General features: G+C 69.8%; 16 protein-coding genes. 9 read left to right on the top strand and 7 right to left on the bottom strand.

Annotated features, from left to right (window positions below; translation table 11 throughout):
* Positions 1-278 precede the first annotated feature (278 nt).
* From recA to G328_RS0109340, 3 genes are all read left to right on the top strand, one after another.
* On the top strand, positions 279-1,346 hold the full coding sequence (gene recA / locus G328_RS0109350) for a recombinase RecA (protein ID WP_019619087.1): 1,068 nt from the start codon (positions 279-281) through the stop codon (positions 1,344-1,346).
* A gap of 81 nt (positions 1,347-1,427) precedes the next feature.
* Positions 1,428-2,198 carry a regulatory protein RecX gene (locus G328_RS15940; RefSeq protein WP_019619086.1) on the top strand — a complete coding sequence of 257 codons (771 nt, stop codon included), beginning with the start codon at positions 1,428-1,430 and terminating at the stop codon, positions 2,196-2,198.
* 8 nt (positions 2,199-2,206) lie between these two features.
* Positions 2,207-2,857 (top strand): pyroglutamyl-peptidase I, encoded by a 651-nt coding sequence (locus G328_RS0109340; RefSeq protein WP_019619085.1) that lies wholly within the window; start codon positions 2,207-2,209, stop codon positions 2,855-2,857.
* Here the strand turns inward: G328_RS0109340 and G328_RS16510 are convergent.
* The 6 genes from G328_RS16510 to G328_RS0109310 form a co-directional block, all read right to left on the bottom strand.
* Entirely contained in the window at positions 2,814-4,496 is a 1,683-nt protein-coding gene (locus tag G328_RS16510; RefSeq protein WP_051082892.1) for an ABC-F family ATP-binding cassette domain-containing protein, read from the bottom strand. The genes G328_RS0109340 and G328_RS16510 overlap by 44 nt on opposite strands.
* A 218-nt stretch (positions 4,497-4,714) precedes the next feature.
* Positions 4,715-5,857: a tyramine oxidase subunit B gene (locus tag G328_RS0109330; protein WP_019619083.1), complete on the bottom strand. Its 1,143-nt coding sequence runs from the start codon at positions 5,855-5,857 to the stop codon at positions 4,715-4,717.
* Between the two features lie 73 nt (positions 5,858-5,930).
* A complete protein-coding gene (locus G328_RS0109325) occupies positions 5,931-6,272 on the bottom strand; it encodes a P-II family nitrogen regulator (protein ID WP_019619082.1) in 342 nt (113 codons plus the stop codon).
* Between the two features lie 36 nt (positions 6,273-6,308).
* The gene (locus tag G328_RS14990) at positions 6,309-7,589 is read right to left on the bottom strand and encodes an ammonium transporter (protein ID WP_019619081.1); all 1,281 of its coding nucleotides are present in this window, start codon (positions 7,587-7,589) and stop codon (positions 6,309-6,311) included.
* Positions 7,590-7,790: 201 nt separating this feature from the next.
* A complete protein-coding gene (locus G328_RS0109315; RefSeq protein WP_019619080.1) occupies positions 7,791-9,005 on the bottom strand; it encodes an allantoate amidohydrolase in 1,215 nt (404 codons plus the stop codon).
* Positions 9,002-10,177, bottom strand: coding sequence for an FAD-dependent oxidoreductase (locus G328_RS0109310; protein ID WP_019619079.1), 1,176 nt, complete (start codon positions 10,175-10,177; stop codon positions 9,002-9,004). Before G328_RS0109310 ends, G328_RS0109315 begins: the two co-directional genes overlap by 4 nt.
* A gap of 139 nt (positions 10,178-10,316) precedes the next feature.
* Here G328_RS0109310 and G328_RS0109305 point away from each other — a divergent pair, with 139 nt between their 5' ends.
* Positions 10,317-11,201, top strand: coding sequence for a LysR family transcriptional regulator (locus G328_RS0109305; RefSeq protein WP_019619078.1), 885 nt, complete (start codon positions 10,317-10,319; stop codon positions 11,199-11,201).
* On the opposite strand, the gene G328_RS14985 is transcribed toward G328_RS0109305, so the two are convergent.
* Positions 11,198-11,632: a hypothetical protein gene (locus G328_RS14985; RefSeq protein WP_019619077.1), complete on the bottom strand. Its 435-nt coding sequence runs from the start codon at positions 11,630-11,632 to the stop codon at positions 11,198-11,200. The two genes, G328_RS0109305 and G328_RS14985, sit on opposite strands and share 4 nt — an antisense overlap.
* Positions 11,633-11,717: 85 nt before the next feature.
* Here G328_RS14985 and G328_RS0109295 point away from each other — a divergent pair, with 85 nt between their 5' ends.
* The 5 genes from G328_RS0109295 (at position 11,718) to G328_RS0109275 (ending at position 17,874) form a co-directional block, all read left to right on the top strand.
* Positions 11,718-12,104, top strand: a complete 387-nt coding sequence (locus G328_RS0109295) for a VOC family protein (RefSeq protein ID WP_019619076.1) — start codon at positions 11,718-11,720, stop codon at positions 12,102-12,104.
* A 56-nt stretch (positions 12,105-12,160) separates the two neighbouring features.
* Positions 12,161-13,711: a tRNA (N6-isopentenyl adenosine(37)-C2)-methylthiotransferase MiaB gene (gene miaB, locus G328_RS0109290; RefSeq protein WP_019619075.1), complete on the top strand. Its 1,551-nt coding sequence runs from the start codon at positions 12,161-12,163 to the stop codon at positions 13,709-13,711.
* Positions 13,702-14,652: a tRNA (adenosine(37)-N6)-dimethylallyltransferase MiaA gene (gene miaA / locus G328_RS0109285; protein ID WP_019619074.1), complete on the top strand. Its 951-nt coding sequence runs from the start codon at positions 13,702-13,704 to the stop codon at positions 14,650-14,652. The genes miaB and miaA overlap by 10 nt, the downstream gene beginning before the upstream one ends.
* A 37-nt stretch (positions 14,653-14,689) precedes the next feature.
* A complete protein-coding gene (gene dapF, locus G328_RS0109280) occupies positions 14,690-15,574 on the top strand; it encodes a diaminopimelate epimerase (RefSeq protein ID WP_019619073.1) in 885 nt (294 codons plus the stop codon).
* Between the two features lie 134 nt (positions 15,575-15,708).
* On the top strand, positions 15,709-17,874 hold the full coding sequence (locus tag G328_RS0109275) for a bifunctional metallophosphatase/5'-nucleotidase (protein ID WP_019619072.1): 2,166 nt from the start codon (positions 15,709-15,711) through the stop codon (positions 17,872-17,874).
* Positions 17,875-18,048 lie beyond the last annotated feature (174 nt).

Raw genomic sequence — 18,048 nt, 5'->3', positions numbered from 1 at the left:
GTCCAGCGTAGGTGGATGCGCGCCTGGCAAGTTCGAATCTTCGTCGCGACACGCCCGATATCGTTCGAATCATTGTTCGAGTCCGTGTAGTGTCAACCGTGCGACCTGTGGAGGAGACCTTTTCCACATCAAACTGGCCCGCCGCCGGAAATGTCGGAGGCACAACCTAGCTTGATGGCATCAGGTTCACACCCGGTCGCAGCCCTGTCGCGGTGCTCTCTATCAGCGCACGACAGCCTGTGGGCAACAACATCACCGACTCTCAAGGAGCACCCATCATGCCAGCACCGAAAGACCGCGAGAAAGCCCTCGAAACCGCCCTCTCGCAGATCGACCGCCAGTTCGGCAAGGGGTCGGTGATGCGACTCGGCAGCGAGGAGCGCGCCCCCGTCGACACGATTCCCACCGGTTCGGTCGCACTCGACGTCGCGCTCGGCGTCGGCGGCCTGCCCCGCGGCCGCGTCATCGAGATCTACGGCCCCGAGTCGTCGGGTAAGACGACGCTCACGCTCCACGCGATTGCAAACGTGCAGAAGCAGGGCGGCATCGCCGCGTTCATCGACGCCGAGCACGCGCTCGACCCCGAGTACGCGAAGAAGCTGGGCGTCGATATCGACCAGCTCCTCGTCTCGCAGCCGGACACGGGTGAGCAGGCGCTCGAGATCACCGACATGCTCGTCCGTTCGGGTGCTGTCGACCTCGTCGTCATCGACTCGGTCGCGGCCCTGACTCCGAAGGCCGAGATCGAGGGCGAGATGGGCGACGCGCACGTCGGTCTGCAGGCTCGCCTCATGTCACAGGCGCTGCGCAAGCTCACCGGTGGCCTGAGCCAGTCGAAGACCACCGCAATCTTCATTAACCAGCTCCGCGAGAAGGTCGGCGTCTTCTTCGGCAGCCCCGAGACCACCTCGGGCGGTAAGGCGCTGAAGTTCTATGCATCGGTGCGCCTCGACATTCGTCGCATCGAAACGCTGAAGGACGGCACGAACGCGGTCGGTAACCGCACCCGCGTCAAGGTCGTGAAGAACAAGATGGCCCCGCCGTTCAAGCAGGCCGAGTTCGACATCCTCTTCGGCGAGGGCATCTCGCGCGAGGGGTCGCTGCTCGATTTCGGCGTCGAGCACGGCATCGTCACGAAGTCGGGCTCGTGGTTCACCTACGAGGGCGACCAGCTGGGTCAGGGTAAAGAGAACGCCCGCCGCTTCCTCAAGACGAATGCCGAGATCGCGGCCGAAATCGAAGACAAGATTCTCGTGAAACTCGGCGTGCGCGAGGGCGACGAGGTCGAGGCCGACGAGCCCGTCTACGACGAGGCGACCGGCGAGATCATCGAACGCATCGCGTAACGAACCGAGGGCAGGCGCCACAGCTGAGGCGCCTGCCCTCCTTCGTTGTCCCCGCGAACCTTCGAGACGAGGAGTTGACACATGTCGACCGACCCCACCAACACCGAGCCAGACCGATCGAACGTCATCGCGTTTCCGGGCGGTCGGGATTCGGCACCCGCGAGCACCGCTGACGCGCTGCCGACGGCCGCCGAGAAAGCCGAACGGCTGGCGCGCCTGCGCACAAAAATTGCAGAGGTCGAGGTCGAGGCTGAATCCGAGCCGAGTGGGCAACCAGCCGACCCGGCGCCCGCCGCGAGCGCGCCGCCGAGCAACGTGACGGCGCTGCCCGAGCCTGCCGACGAGGCCTCCGCGCTGAGCGCCGACGAACTGCTCGACGACGCCGTCACCCGGCTCACGAAGTGGCTCGCGCGCAGCCCGAAGTCCGAGCGCGAGTGCGACGCCTACCTCGTCGAGCAGACCGAGCTCGATGCCTCGCAGCGGGCCGAGGTGCTCGAACGGATGCGCGGCTACGGCTACCTCGACGATGCGCGCCTTGCCGAGCAGCTCGTGAACGGGCGGCTCGCGCGCAAGGGGCTCGGCAAAGCGGGCATGGCGCGCGAGCTCCGGCAGCGTGGGCTCGACACCGAGACGATCGATGACGCCCTCGACGAGAGCGATGCGAGCGAGTTCGATACGGCGCTCGAACTCGCGAACAAGCGGGCGCGGAGCCTCCAGGATCTCGAGCCGGAGGTCGCCCGCCGCCGGCTCTACGGCTATCTGGGTCGCCGCGGGTTCTCGGGCGCGGTCGTCAGCCAGGTCGTGGACCTCGCGCTGCAGCCGCAGCGCCGCTCGGGCCCGTACTTCAAGTAGGTCGTGGCGTGCGCATCCTCGTGACCGGATTCGAACCGTTCGGCGCCGACACCGAGAACGCGAGCGCCGAGGCGGTCGCCCGACTCGCTGTCGGCTGGTCGCAACTCGGCCTCGAGCTTTCGACCGCGACCCTGCCGGTCGTGTTCGGCGAACTCGAGTCGGCCCTGTCCCGTGCGGTCGCCGAATCGCGGCCCGACCTTATCATCGGGGTGGGGGAGGCCGGTCGCCGCGACGAGCTCACCCCCGAGCGGTACGGTCGGAACCGCATCGAGGCCCGCATTCCCGACAACGCCAGGGCGTCACCGAGCGGGGCGATCCGCGAGGGCGGGCCCGAGCGGCTCACGACCCGCTTTGCGGTCGAGTCGGTCGTCGAAGAGCTCCGCTCGGCTGGCCTGCCCGCGAGCGTGAGTGACGACGCGGGCGGCTTCCTCTGCAACCACCTCGCGTACCTGCTCTACGAGCGAGCCAAGCCAACCCTGTTCGTCCACGTTCCCGCGGCGCGCAGCGGCGCGGCGGCCACGGTCGGCGGCGAGACCGACGTGGCGGGTGGCCCCGAGCATCCCGCCGGCCTCGGTTCCGCCCTCGACTTCGACGGCATCGCGACCGGCCTCGCGCTCATCGTTCGGCACTGCGCAGCTGCGGCGGCCCGTATGGGCTGAGTCGCAGCTCGTCGTGCCGCCAGCGCTCGCGCAGCCAGCGGTCGTGCGACGCGATCACGATCGTGCCCGGGTACCCGTCGAGCGCGGCCTCGAGCTGCGTGACGAGATCAATCGCGAGGTGGTTCGTCGGCTCGTCAAGCAGCAGCAGCGCGGGCGGCTCGGCAATCAGCGGCGCAAGCGCGACCCGACGACGCTGCCCGTACGACAGTTCGCCGAGCGCCCGCCGCGACGTCGGCTCGTCGAGCAGGCCAAGGTCCTCGAGCGTCGGCGCCGCGCTCGGTTGCCGCAGGCCGCGCCGGTACGCCTCGGCGGCCGACACCCGAAGGTCGGGCCAGACGTCTTCCTGCCCGAGCATCCCGACGCTGCGCGTCACCGCAACCTCGCCTGAGGTCGCGCGCACGTGACGTGCGAGCACACCGAGCAGCGTCGACTTGCCCACGCCATTCGGCCCCGTCACGAGCGTGCGGCTGCCCGCGACCAACTCGAGCGAGACGGGCCCGAGTCGCCGCTCGACCGCGGCCTCCGTGAGCTGCGCGGCGGTGCCGCTCCCGAGCGCCCGACCGCGCGCGAAGCCGCCGAACTCGAGCGGCCGCGGCGGCACGGGCACCGGATGACGGTCGAGCTCGGCGAGGGCGGAGCGCGCCTGCCGGAGCCGCGAACCAACCGTCTTCGCCGCGCGGTCGGCCTCGAACTTCGCGGCCATGCGCGACTCGCTGCGGGGCTTTGTCGTGTGAAAGATGTTGCGCGCATCCACGCCAATCACCCGCTCGAGCCGTGCTCGTTCGGCGAGCTCGTCGTCGTAGTTTCGCCGCCACTGCTCGAGGTCGCGCCGCCGCGCCGCGAGGTAGTCGTGCACGTTACCGCGGTAGCGCCGACCGCGCACCATGCCGTGGGCGATGCCCTCCTGCGCGGGTGACTCGTCGAGGTCGACGATGACGTTCGCCACGTCGTCGAGAAAACTCCGGTCGTGCGACGCGAACAGCACCGGTCCGCGCCACCGTCGCAGCTGCTCGGCGAGAAACTCGAGGGCCGCGTCGTCGAGGTGGTTCGTCGGCTCGTCGAGAAGCAGCGCCGTCGGCTGCTCGAGCAGCAGCGCCGCGAGCGCGAGCCGGTGCCCTTGCCCGCCCGAAAGCTCCGCGATCGGACGGTCGCGGTCGAGCCCGCCGAGCTGCAACCCGGCGAGCACGGCCTCGATGCGTGCGTCGAGCTCCCAGAGCCCACGTTGCTCGGCCGCATCGAGCAGCCGCGCGTATTCGTCGGCGACCGCGGCGCCGCCGTCAGCGAGCGCCGCACCCGCGACCTCGAGCTCGTGTTCGAGCTGGCGGATCGGCGCGACGGCCCCCGCGACGACGTCGTCGATGGTCGTGTCGCCGGGCAGCTCGAGCTCCTGCCGCAGAAAGCCGAGCTCGGCGGGGGAGGTCACCTCGCCATCAGTCGGCTCGAAATCCCCCGCGAGCGTCGAGAGCAGCGTCGACTTGCCAGCGCCGTTCGCGCCGATGAGTCCCGCCCGCTCGCCGGGGCTGACTCGAATATCGAAGCGGTCGAGCACGCGCCGCTCGCCACGAAGTACCGTGAGCTCGCGCGCCTGCAGATGAGCGCCCCGGCGGCGCGCCGAATGAAGTGTGGTTGTGTGTGCCAATTTCCTGTGCCTTCCGCGCAACGATCGCGCGACACGTCGACGCGATGCGTCGAACGAGAAGGTTCGCCGGGCCAGCCGCCAATCGGGGCGCCGCACGCGAACCGGGACACTAGGAGATCTTCATAATCGGCAACTGTACGGCCCGCGGCTCCCGAAAACAATGCCGCCGCCCCGAGGTGCGGTCGGGACGGCAGCATCGGTCGCGCGAGGCTCCGCAGCTACGCGAGGTGCGGCGCATCCCACAGATTGAGCTTGGTGCCGAGACCCTGCTTGCAGGCGTTCTCGTACACCGTCTTGCCCCACGCGACGTCTTCAACCCCCATGCCGCCGACGCTAAACAGCACCGGCTGCTCGGGGAACTCCCGGCCCTCGGCGGTGCCCTCGAGCACATCGCCGATGTTCACGACCCGCGCCTCGTCGAGCTCGCCGAGGTCGATCAGGTCTTGCCAGTAGAGCCCGATCATGCCAAACGCGGTCTCGTGCGAGGGTGCCGGGTACTCCTCGGCCCACGCCTCGTAGATCGCCTTCGCGTCGGCGACGAGACGGGCCTTGCCGCTCAGCGTGTAGTCCTTGTCCATCTTCAGGTTCGCGGGGAGGCTGAGGAACGCGCCCGGCTTGATCCAGTCGCCGTTGATGTACGGGTAGTTCTCGGAACCGACGAGACCGGTCACCGCGACGCTCACGATGTCGGAGTCGCGCACGGCCTCCTCGGCGGTGTCGACGACCTCGATCGTCGTGAACTGCGGGAAGTTCTCGCGCACGAAGTCGGCAAAGCGCTCCGAGGTGACGCGGCGGCGGCCCTGGATGCGCACGGTCGTGAGGCTCGGGCGCACCTTCACGAAGGTGTCGAGGGCCGACTTGTTCATGGCACCGGGGCCGATCAGGCCGATCGACTCGGCGTGCTCGGGCGCGAGTTTGCGGGCGGCGGCGCCGGGCACGGCGGCCGTTCGGTAGGCGCTTTCGAGGTTGCCCGACATGATCGCGAACGGCGCGCCCGTGGTGGGGTCGTTGAGCACGATGAGGTGGATCGACCGGGGCAGGCCCTGCTCCCGGTTGTCGATGTTCGAGCCGTACCACTTCACTCCGGCGACGTCGAAGCGCCCGCCGAGGTACGCATCCATGGCCATGAAGCGACGGTCGGCCGCGTCAGTCGGCATCTCGGGGAACGGGGAGCTCTCGGGGAACGTGATCATCGCGCCGTGCGAGTTCGCGGTGTTGCCCGCCATGCGGTACGCGCCCTTGGCGACGAGCACGAGCACCTCTTCCATGACGTCGATGCACGCGTTGATGTCGGTGACGCCGGCGGCGATCATGTCGGGTTCGTTGAGGTAGAGCATGTCGATGCGGGTTGACGAGGTCATCGGGGAAATCTCCTGGTGTTGTTGGTGCGAGTTTCGCGGTGGCGAGTTTGGCGGCGGTGCGGGATGCGGTCGGCTAGTTGATGGCGTCGTCGCCGGTCTCGCCGGTGCGCACGCGCACCACCGAGAGCACGTCGGTGACCCAGATCTTCCCGTCGCCGATCTCGCCCGTCTTGGCGGCGTCGGCAACGTTCGCGACGACGGCGTCGACGGTCTCGTCGGTGACGACGATCTCGAGGCGCACCTTGTCGACGAACTCGACGGTGTAGGTCTGGCCACGGAAGAACTCGGTCTTGCCCTCTTGCGTGCCGCGGCCGCGGGCGTCGGTGACGGTGACGCCCTTGACGCCCTGTTCGGCGAGGGCGAGCTTGACGGGAACGAGCACGCTCGGCTGCAGAATTGCGGTGATGAGTTTCACTGGGGTGTCCTTTGCTTGAAGGGTCGGGCCGGCGGCTTAGCGCTCGTCGCTGCCGACGTAGGCGGTTTCGGCGTGGATGGGCTGGTCGAGGCCCGAGATCTCGGTCGCGTCGGGTACGCGCAGGCCGATGGTGCGCTTCAGCACGGTGGCGATGAGGTAGGAGATGACGAAGGTGTAGATCGCGACCGAGGCCATGCCGATGAGCTGCGAGCCGAGGAACGACCAGCTGCCGCCGTAGAGGATGCCGACGAACTCGGTGTTCGCGCCGCCGCCGGCGGCCGGGTCGGCGAGGAACGCGAGCAGGGCGCTGCCGACGAGGCCGGGCACGAGGTGCACGCCGACGGCGTCGAGCGCGTCGTCGTAGCCGAAGCGCGCCTTGAGGCCGACCGCCCAGTAGGCGACCGCGGCGCCGACACCACCGACGATGAGTGCGCCGACGGGGGAGAGGATGTCCGCACCCGGCGTGACGGCGACGAGGCCACCCAGCAGGCCGGTTACGGCGCCAGCGGTCGTGGTAGCGCCGCGGTGGCTGCGCTCGATGACGAGCCAGACGAGGAGGCCGGCGCAGAGCGCGGCGAGGGAGTTGAGGATCGCGAGCGCGGCGAACTCGTTCATCGCCCCGGTCGAACCGGCGTTGAAGCCCATCCAGCCAAACGCGAGCAGCCAGGCGCCGAGCACGATGAACGGCACGTTGCCGGGACGCCCGGGGGTCGGGAAGCCCTTGCGGCGGCCGAGCACGATCGAGAGGGCGAGGGCCGCGGCGCCGGCGTTCGTGTGCACCGCGATGCCACCGGCGAAGTCGTGCACGCCGAGGTTGTTGACGATCCAGCCGCCGATGTGGCTGCCGTCATCGGAGCTGAACGAGAACACCCAGTGGGCGACGGGGAAGTAGCCGAGGGTGACCCAGAGGCCGGCGAAGAGCAGCCAGGCGCCGAACTTCATGCGGCCCTCGATCGCGCCGGCGACGATCGCGGTGGCGAGGCCAGCAAACATGAGGTGGAACGCGGCCGTCGCGACCGCCGAGGCGACGCCCTCGTCGGGAGTGCCCGCGAGGATCGACTGGATGCCGAGGGCCTCGGTCGCGTCGCCGATGATGCCGAGGCCGCCGACCGAATTGCCGAGGATCAGGCTGTAGCCGAACAGCACGAACAGTACCGCGCCGACGGCGAAGCCGCCGAGCACGATCATGATGCTGTTGAGCACGTTCTTCGTGCGGGACATGCCGCCGTAGTAGAGCGCGAGCCCCGGCACCATGAGCACCATGAACACGCATGTCACGAGGACCCACATGGTGTTGATCGCTGACGTTGTCTCCATGACCAATCCGCCTTTGCTGTGCGTGAATACTTGAAGATAGTTTGCGTGGAACAGCAAGTTATGACCAACTCGAAATGGTAACGAAATGATCACAATGATGGATGAAAATACGTTCTGATCAGGGAAAAGAAAAGCGCATCGGGACGACCTTTTGCCGATCTGGCGAAAGGTCGTCCCGGTGCGCTTGCGGGAGTGGCGCGGCTAGCGCATGAGGGCCTCCAGTGCGGTCGCGAGCGCGACCGAGCCGGCCTCGGCATCGTCGTCCGAGGCGCCCTCGTCGGGGGCGTGCGAGGTGCCCGAGGGGTTACGCACGTAGAGCATCCCGGTCGGAATGACGCTCGCGAGCACGCCGGCGTCGTGGCCCGCGCCGGTGTCGAGCACGGGCGCGTCCGGGAGCGCCGCCTCGAGTCGGGTGCGCAGCTGTGGGTCGAACCGAACCTCGCCGCTGAACGACTCCTCGTGCACCTCGACGGTGCAGCCCTCGCGCTCACCCGCGGCGCGGATGCGCTCGGTGATGCGGGCGAGAAGCTCGCGCACGACCGATTCGTCGCGGTGGCGCAGGTCAAACCAGAGGTCGGCCCTCGAGGCGATGACGTTCGTGCCGCCGGGGATCGCGCGCAGGCGGCCAACGGTGCCGCGCGCCTCGTCGACCTGTTCGGCGGCCTCGCGCACCGCGAGAATCGCGTCGGCGAGCGCCACCATCGGGTCGTGGCGATCCTGCATTCGCGTCGTGCCGGCGTGGTCGCCTCGGCCGTGGATCTCGACGTGCCAGCGGCCGTGCGCGAGGATCGAGCGGCCGATCGCGACGGGCTGACCGAGGTCCTCGAGCCCGCGGCCCTGCTCGACGTGGAGTTCGACGAACGCGTGGATGTCCGCGAAGCGCTCCGGGTCGGGGCCGATCGTGTCGGGGTCGATGCCCGCGGTGCGAGCCGCCTCGGGGAAGGTCGCACCATCCGCGTCTGTGAGGCTGCGTGCGCGCTCGGGCGTCAGCGCGCCGGTGACGAGCCGGCTGCCGAGGCAGGGCACGCCGAAGCGCGAGCCTTCCTCCTCGGGAAACACGACGAGCGCGAGTGGCCGGGTCGGGAACTCGGCCCCCTCGCGCAGGAGGTCGAAAGCGCGCAGCGCGCTGACGACGCCGAGCGGGCCGTCGTACGCGCCGCCGCCCGGCACCGAGTCGAGGTGGCTGCCGGTGATCACGGCACCGCTGCGGTCGCTGCCTTCGGGGAGCCACCAGGCCCAGACGATCCCGTTCCGGTCGAGCTCGACCTCGAGGCCGCGTCGGGCGGCCTGTTCCATGAACCAGGCGCGCAGCTCGAGTTCGGCCTCGCCGAGGCCGGGGCGCGTGTAGCCGCCGCGAACGGGGTCGCGGCCGATGTCGGCGAGCTCGGCGAGGAGGTCGGCGGTGGGCGTGCTCATCGGGCCGCCGTCCAGGCCGGCGAGGTCACGGCGAACCGCGGATGCGCGGCCGCGCCCGCGACGAGCTCGGCGATGAACTCACCGATGAGCGGGGCGAACTTCGCGCCGTGACCGGAACACGGCGAAGCGATCACGAGGCCCTCGGCGGCGTCGAGCAGGAAGTCTTCCTCAGGCAGCATTGTGAACAGGCACGTCGTCTCGGCGTAGGGCTGGGGCACGAGGCCCGGCACTTGCTCGCGCACGTACTCGATGATGCGCTCGCGGTTCGCGGGGTCGATCGTGCCCGTCTGCGCGCTGCCGTCGGCGATCGGGGTGCCGCCGAGAAACTCGGCGAGCTTTTGGCCGCGGAAGTCGGCGTCGCGGCCACCCGGCAGGCTGTAGGTGAGGATGTGCTCCGACTTGTGGATGAACGTCGGCCAGCTTGTCGCGCTGCCCGGCGTGGGCTCGCCCGGGTCGGCCGGATCCCGGTAGGCGAAGTGGTAGGCGTTCTCCTGCGTCACGACTGGCCGGGGGAGCCGGTCGACGAACGCGCTCGGCAGGTCGGTCTCGGCGAGCAGCTTCGACAGCCACGCGCCCGCGGCAACGACGACCTGTGCGGCGCGGATCGTGTCACCCGTCGTCGACGTGACGACGTAGCCGGTGCCGTCGCGGCGCACGCTCGCGGCCTCCCAGTGTTCGTGCACGCGGGCGCCAGCCTCGGTGGCCAGGCGCAGCTGCGCGAGCACGGTCGACTCGGCATCGATGACGCCGCCGCCCGGCTGCCAGAGCACGTCGGTGTCGAAGTTGATGCCCGGCCAGCGCTCGGCCGCGACCGCTGCGGGGAGGAGCTCGTGTTCGATGCCGACCTCGTCGAGCACCCCGGCGAGCTGGCGCGGGTCGCGTCGCGCGCCGAAGTCGAGGGCGCCGCCGGGCGTGATGAGCTGCTGGCCCGCGAGGCGCTCGAGCTCCGAGAACCGGGCGCGAGCCTGGTCGACGAGGCCGGTATAAAAGGGGTCGGGATAGGCGTAGCGGAAGATGCGCGCCGAGCCGTGTGAGCTGCCGTGCTCGCTCGGCGCGGTGTCGCGCTCGACGACCGCCACCTCGGTGCCGCGGGCCGCGAGCTGATGCGCCGCGGCCGACCCCATCAAGCCTGCGCCAATAATCAGCACCTGCGTCGAGTCCAGCTCTGTCATCGTGTGTGCCCACCTGTCTCGGCCCATCGCGACCACCGGGCGTGGCCGTCGCGGCTCGTGGGTCAAGTACAGCCGCCGATAAGTTCGATGTCCAATACCTATGTCACGGTTATTCATAGCGTTCGGCTATCGTGCTGCAATGGAATTGCGGCAGCTTCGCTACTTCTCGGTGCTCGCAGAGGAGCTCCACTTCGGCCGCGCCGCCGAACGCCTGCACATGTCGCAGCCGCCGCTGAGCGTGCAACTGCGCAAGCTCGAGGACGACCTCGGGGTGTCGCTGCTCGACCGGTCGACGCGACGCGTCGAACTCACCGCCGCCGGGCTCGAGCTGCAGCAACGGCTCGCACAGGTGCTGCCGCTGCTCGACGAAGCCCTGACCGGGCTCGACGAGGTGCGGCTCGGGATGCGCGGACGCGTGTCGATCGGCTTCGTCAGCTCGGCGAGCTACACCGTGTTGCCGGCTGGGCTGCGGCGCTTCCGCGAGCTGCGACCGCACGTCGAACCGCGGCTCCAGCCGCTCACCACGTCTGAGCAGATCGAGCGCGTGCAGGAGGGGCAGCTCGACGTCGGCGTCGTGCGCGACCCCGCCGAGAGCGCGCTCTACGCCTCGACCCCGCTGCGCTCCGAACGCCTCGTCGTTTGTGTCCCTCGCGACCACGCGCTCGCGGCCGCCGACCTGGTGACGCCGGCCGAGGTGGTGGCGCATCCGCTCATCGGCTACCCGCGCCACCTGATGGCGGGGTTCGTCGACCTCGTGCACGCGGCCCTCGCGGCGGCTCGCGCGCAGCTTCGCTACGCCCACAAGGTCGTGCACGAAGAGACCGCGCTCGGTTTCGTCGCCGCGGGCGAGGGGCTGACCGTGTTGCCCGAGACCGTGCGAGAACAGCTGCCGGCGTCGATTCGCGCCGTGCCGATCGACACCGAGCTGCGCTCGCGACTCGTCGCGGTGACGGCGCCGAGCGGCGGCGAATCCTCGGCCGCGACCGCGTTCGTCGAGTGCCTCGTGGAATCCGCGCGCGGCTAACGCTCGGGCGTGGCCTCGGCGCTGACCGAGCGTCGGTCGAACCACCACACGGCAACGCTGAGCGCCGCCGTCGCCGCGGCGAGCACGAGGCGAGGCCGGGTCACTCGGCCGCGGGCCAGGGCGTCGACGAGCTTCGCGTCGAGCCGTTCGGAGACCGGCGAGAGGGCCGCGGATGCGACACCGACGGCCCCGGCCACGGAAGCCAGGGTCTTGCCGGTCATGGGCCGCGAGGATTCGGTGCGAGCCGCGGCGATGGCCGACCAGGCGGCCACGGCGCCGATCGCGCCGCGGTAGAGCAGCTTTCGGGTCGAGGATGCGCCCCGTGGCTCGACGAGCGCGAGGGCGGCGAGCGCGGCCGATGAGGTGACGCCGAAGAGCGTGGAGCGGGAGTTGCCGAGCTGGTCAAGCAGAGTGCGGAGCGATGCGGCCATGCCGTCAAAACTACGGGCTCAGCGTGCCGCGAGGCTGGGCGAGCCGTGCACCGCGCATCCAGCCCCGAGGGCTAGTTTCTCGGCCATGAAGATCACGCAGCACTACGTCGCGCTCGATGCCGTCGACTACTGGGCCGAGGCGGAGTTTTGGGCCGCCGTGTTCGGTGGCGAAGTGCGCGACGAGTTCGACTGGGATGACTGGCTCACCGTCGCGGTCGATGGTCGCACGGTCGTCGCGGTGCAGCACGCCCCCGACCACGTCGCGCCCGACTGGCCGAGCGATGACCCCGGCCGTCAACAGCTGCAGGCCCACCTCGACATCTACGTCGAGCAACGAGAGGTCGCCGCGGCCGAGGCGGAGGTGCTCGCGCTCGGCGCGCGCCTGCTGCAGGCGCACGAAGAGGTGACCGAGCCCGAGGGGTTCCGTGTCTATGCCGACCCGGCCGGGCATCCCTTCTGTATCTGCTGGTGAGGGTCTGCGGTGGGGCGCCCAAAGAAGGCTGCACCCGCCGGTAGAATTGCCGAATCATGACTGAAACGGCCACCGCAATCGCTCCGTCCGACGCCTCCCGCAATGCCGATGGCTCGCAGCGGAGCTTCTACGTGCGCACGCTCGGTTGTCAGATGAACGTGCACGACTCCGAGCGCATCACCGGCTCGCTGCTCGCCGCCGGCTACGTCGAGGCGGAGTCCGATGACGCCGACGTCATCGTCATCAACACGTGCGCCGTGCGCGAGAACGCGGCGAACAAGCTCTACGGCAACTTGGGCCAGCTCGCGAGCCGCAAGCGCGAGCACGAGGGGATGCAGATCGCGGTCGGCGGCTGTCTCGCACAGATGGAGCAGCAGCAGATCGTCGAGCGCGCGCCGCAGGTCGACGTCGTCTTCGGTACCCACAACATGGGCTCGCTGCCGGTGCTGCTCGAACGCGCCCGCCACAACGAAGAGGCGCAGGTCGAGCTGCTCGAATCACTTGAGACGTTCCCCTCGACCCTGCCGACGAAGCGCGACTCGACGTACTCGGGCTGGGTGTCGATCTCGGTCGGCTGCAACAACACCTGTACCTTCTGCATCGTGCCCGCGCTGCGCGGCAAAGAGAAGGATCGCCGCCCCGGCGACGTGCTGCGTGAGGTGCGCGCCCTCGTTGACCAGGGTGCGATCGAGGTGACGCTGCTCGGCCAGAACGTGAACTCGTACGGCGTCGACTTCCGCGACCGGCAGGCGTTCTCGAAGCTGCTGCGCGCCACCGGCGAAATCGAGGGCCTCGAGCGCGTGCGCTTCACGAGCCCGCACCCCGCCGCGTTCACCGACGACGTCATCGACGCGATGGCCGAGACCCCGAACGTCATGCCGCAGCTCCACATGCCGCTGCAGTCGGGTTCCGACCGAATCCTGCGCGAGATGCGCCGATCGTACCGGTCGAAGAAGTTCCTCGGCATCCTCGACCGAGTGCGCGACCGCATGCCGCACGCGGCAATCACGACCGACATCATCGTCGGATTCCCGGGTGAGACCGACGAGGACTTCGAAGAGACGATGCGGGTCGTCGAGGCATCGCGATTCTCGAGCGCATTCACTTTCCAGTACTCGATCCGCGAGGGCACGCCCGCCGCGACGATGCCGAACCAGGTGCCGAAGGAGGTCGTGCAGGAGCGCTTCGAGCGCCTCGTCGCGCTGCAGCACCGCATCTCCCTCGAAGAGAACGAGAAGCTCGTCGGCACGACGCAGCAGGTGCTCGTCTCGGTCGATGAGGGCAAGAAAGACGGCGCGACCCACCGACTCACGGGCCGCGCCGAAGACAACCGACTCGTGCACTTCGCCCTGCCCGAGGGCCAGCTCGCCCCGCGCCCAGGCGACGTCGTCACGGTCGAGATCACGCACGGCGCCCCGAGCTACCTGCTCGCCGACAGCGACGCGCCACTGCGCATCCGCCGCACGCGCGCCGGCGACGCGTGGGATGCCGCGCAGTCGGCCTCGTGCGGCACCGGCATCGAGACGCCCGGCGGTGGCCGCGCCGTGAACCTCGGCCTGCCGACCATTCGCGTCGGCGCACCGTCGTCGCCATCGAAGTGGCAGTAGCGAACCGCGAGCCCGCCGAGCTCATCGTGATCGGCGGGGCGACGGGCACCGGGAAAACGGGGCTCTCGCTCGAGGTCGCCGAGCTGCTCGCGCGGTCGAGACGCCCGGCCGAGATCGTGAACGCCGACGCGATGCAGCTGTATCGCGGAATGGACATCGGCACGGCGAAGCTCCCGCCGCTGCAGCGCCGGGGGATTCCGCACCACCTGTTCGACGTGCTCGACGTCACCGAGCCCGCGACGGTCGCCTGGTATCAGCCGCTCGCCCGCGAGACGATCGAGGCGGTTCGCAGCCGCGGCGCCGTGCCGATTCTCATCGGCGGCTCGGGGCTCTACATCGCGTCGGTCGTCTTCGACCTCTCGTTCCCGGGGCGCGACCCCGAGGTGCGCGCCGAGCTCGAGGCCGAGCTCGAGCAGTGGGGGCCAGGAATGCTGTTTCGGCGGCTGCAGGAGTTTGACCCCGAGGCCGCCGCGCGCATCGACCCGAAGAACGGGCGCCGCGTCGTGCGAGCCCTCGAGGCGATCAAGGTGACGGGCGAGAAGTTCTCGGCGCAACTGCCCGAGCAGGACTCCTGGTGGCGCCCGACCGCGATGGTGCTCGCCGAGACGCCGCGAGCGGAGCTCGTGCAGCGACTCGACGCGCGCGTCGACGACATGTGGCGCGATGGGCTTCTCGACGAGACGGCCGAGCTCGTGGCACAGGGTCTGCGCGACGACACGACGGCGGGCAAGGCGATCGGCTACGCGCAGGCCGCGGCCCAGCTGCGCGGCGAGCTAACGCGGGCCGAGGCGATTTCGCGGGCCCAGGCGCTCACGCGCAAGTATGCGCGTCGCCAGGTCTCGTGGTTCCGCCGCTACGACTCAGCGCTGCGCCTCGACGCCACCGCGCCGGGCGCCGCCGCCCAGGTGCTCGCGCACGCGGGCATCGGTGAGCCAGCTTGACCCACGACGTTCCAACCGAATACGAGAGAATGACCGCATGACGCGCATCGAATTCACGAAGGCCCAGGCGACCGGAAACGACTTCGTCATCGTCGCCGACCCAGACGGCGCGCTGCAGCTCACCGCCGACGAAATCGCGCGACTGTGCGACCGCCACTTCGGCGTCGGCGCCGACGGCTACATCCGCGCGGTGCGCAGCGAACGGCTGCCCGAGGGCGCCGCGGTGCTCGCCGACGCACCCGAGGCCGAGTGGTTCATGGACTACTACAACGCCGACGGCTCGGTCGCCGAGATGTGCGGCAACGGCGTGCGCGCCTACGCGCGGTTCCTGACCGAGCGCGGGTTCGCGCAGCTCGAGCCGGGTGAGACCCTCGCGATCGCGACCCGCGCCGGGGTGAAGGATGTGCAGCGCACCGGCACCGGCGGGTTCCAGCTCGACCTCGGCCGCTGGCGACTCGCGGGCGGCGAGCCCGTCGTCGACGCGAGCCGCCTCGACGTCGCACGGCCCGGCCTCGGCATCGACGTCGGCAACCCGCACGTCGTCGTCGCGCTCGCGGGCGCCGACGAACTCGAGCAGCTCGACCTCACGCGTCGCCCCGAGCTCGACCCCGAGCCGGTCGCGGGCGCGAACGTCGAGTTCGTCGTGCCGAGCGATCCGCTCGTGCGCGACGGCGTCGGCCGGGTGCGGATGCGCGTGTACGAGCGCGGCGTCGGCGAGACCCTCTCGTGCGGCACCGGCATCGTCGCGACCGCGCTCGCGGTGCGGCACTGGGCTGGCTCCGGCGCCCCGAACTTCTGGCAGGTCGAGGTGCCCGGCGGCACGCTCCAGGTGCGGATTTTCCCCACCGAAGAGGGCGAACACGTCGGCCTCGCGGGCGCCGCCGAACTCGTCTTCGACGGCGTGGTCGACCTCTCGGCATAGCCTGCGCACTCGGCCGACCCGCGTATCCGCCCGGCTCTGGGGAGCGGGAGCGCCTCACCGTTTACCGGTGCGCCATATCCCGTTGCCCGACGGCGGCTACGGTGACGGAATCACCACGCCGAAAAGGAGAATCCGTGCGCACCTCAGCCAAGTTCGCTTCGGGCCTGTTCGCGGCCGCCCTGCTCGCGGGAAGCTTCCCCGCGATCTCGCAGGCCGCCGAGCATCCCGCCGCCACGACCGTGAATGACGACGGCACCGTCACGGTGCAGCTCATTTCGATCAACGACGTGCACGGCCGCATCGGCGGCATGACGGTGCCGTGGGCCGGCACGATCGAGGAGGCGCGTGCCGAGAACCCCGACTCCGTGCTCATCAGCGCCGGTGACAACCAGGGCGCAAGCCTGTTCGCGTCGTCGATCGCCGACGACGAGCCGATCATGGACGTGTTGAACGCGATCGGCGTCGACGCGACGGCCGCGGGCAACCACGAGTTCGACAAGGGCATGGACGACGTCGCCCGCATCGAGGAGTACCTCGGCCAGCCGCTGCTCGCCGCGAACCTCTACGACGCCAACGGCGACACGGTGCTCGACGAGTACCGCATCATCGAGCGCGGCGGCCTGCGCATCGGCGTCATCGGCACCGCGCCGGCAGATCTCGCGACCCTCGTGTCGGCCGACGCGATCGACGGCCTCACGGTCGGCGACGAGGTCGAGGCAGTCAACCGCGTCGCCGAGCAGATCAAGGACGACGTCGACATTCTCGTAGCCGACTTCCACGACGGCGCGACCGCGGGCGAGCCCGACGGCGCGACCTGGGACTCCGCCCGCGCGAACCCGGGCCTGATGCAGGACATCGACACCGAGCTCACCGCTGACGTCGACGTCGTGCTCAACGCGCACACGCACCGCGTCTACAACTGGGTCGACACGGTCGAGGAGACCGGCGCGACCCGACCCGTCGTGCAGACCGGCGAGTACATGAACAACATCGCGGTGATCGAGGTCACGTACGACCCGGCCTCGGGCGAGGTCGTCGACTTCACGAGTGAGCTGCGCCCGCGCACCGACACCCCGGTCGACGAGCTCATTGCGACGTATCCCGTCGTCGCCGAGGTGGACGACATCGTCACCGCCGCGCTCGACGAGGCCGCCGTGCTCGGCGAGGTGCAGGTGGGCACGATCGGCGCCGACATCACCCGCGAGGGCGTGGCGGCCGACGACACGACCTACCCCGGCGAGTCGGCCCTCGGCAACCTCATCACCGACCTCATGCTCGAGCAGGGGGAGCAGTACGGCGCCGACATCGGCATGGGCAACGCGGGCGGCGTGCGCGCCGACCTCATGGCCGGCGCCGACGGGGTCGTGAGCTACTCGGAGCTCCAGTCGGTCATGCCGTTCGTGAACAACCAGTTCGTCGTTGAGCTCACGGGCGAGCAGGTGCGCACGCTCATCGAGCAGCAGTTCCACGACGACGGCAGCTACAGCCACATCTCGTTCTCGAGCAACCTCACCTACACGTACGACCCCGAGGCTGAGGTCGGGAACAAGGTCGTCGATCTCTACTACGAGGGCGCGCCGATCGACCCCGACGCGACGTACGGCATCATCACGTACGGCTTCCTCGCGAGCGGCACGACGGGCTTCCCCGTGTTCCAAGACGCGGTGTCGAGCACCGACACGGGCCGGATCGACCTCGACATGCTCCGCGACGCGTTCGAGGCGTCGATCGACGGCGAGCCGTTCCTGCCCGACTTCGCGCGCCGCACCGCGCAGGTGAGCGGGACCCCGGATGCGCCGCTCGCGCCCGGCGCGCAGGTCGAGTTCACGCTCGGCGACCTCGACCTCACGTCGGCCGGCACGCCGCTCGCGACGTCAGTGACGGCGGAAATCGTGTCGGCCGATGGTGAGCGCGTCGAGGTCGGTATGTTCGCGGCCGCCGATGGCGCGGCGCAGGTCTCGTTCGAAGTGCCCGAGGTGGCCGCCGGCGACTGGACGATCGAGCTCACCGTGGCCGAGGCCGGCACGGTCGTGCGCGTGCCGCTCGCCGTCGAGGCGGGCTCGGCACCGACTGCACCCGCGCCGCCGACCGACACTGCCGAGCCGACCGCCACCGCGGGCGCGAGCGACGCTCCGGAAACCACCGACGACGTGGCAGCAACGCAGCCGGCGAACGGCAAGAATGACGCGGGCGACTCGCTCGCCTCCACTGGCGCGCAGGTGCTGCCGCTTGGGCTCGCCGCCGCAGCGGTGATCGGTGTTGGCGCGCTGCTCCTGCTGCGCCGTCGCACCACTGCGTAAGCGCACCAACGGGCCCACCGCGCCCGCGGAAATTCCATAACTGCAACTGCTTCCGTCCGGCCGGAAATTCGAAACTTGAATTGTGTGCCAAGTTGACAGCGGTTCGAATCGTGGAATGGCAAGGTCGTGATGGGTCGGGACATGAGCGACAGTTCGGGTCCCGCCTCATTGCGT

It is taken from the genome of [Zimmermannella] faecalis ATCC 13722, assembly GCF_000381765.1.
GTDB classification, from domain to species: domain Bacteria; phylum Actinomycetota; class Actinomycetes; order Actinomycetales; family Microbacteriaceae; genus Gulosibacter; species Gulosibacter faecalis.
The sequence above is the reverse complement of the archived record's forward strand: the minus strand, read 5'-3'. Positions and strand labels throughout refer to the sequence as shown.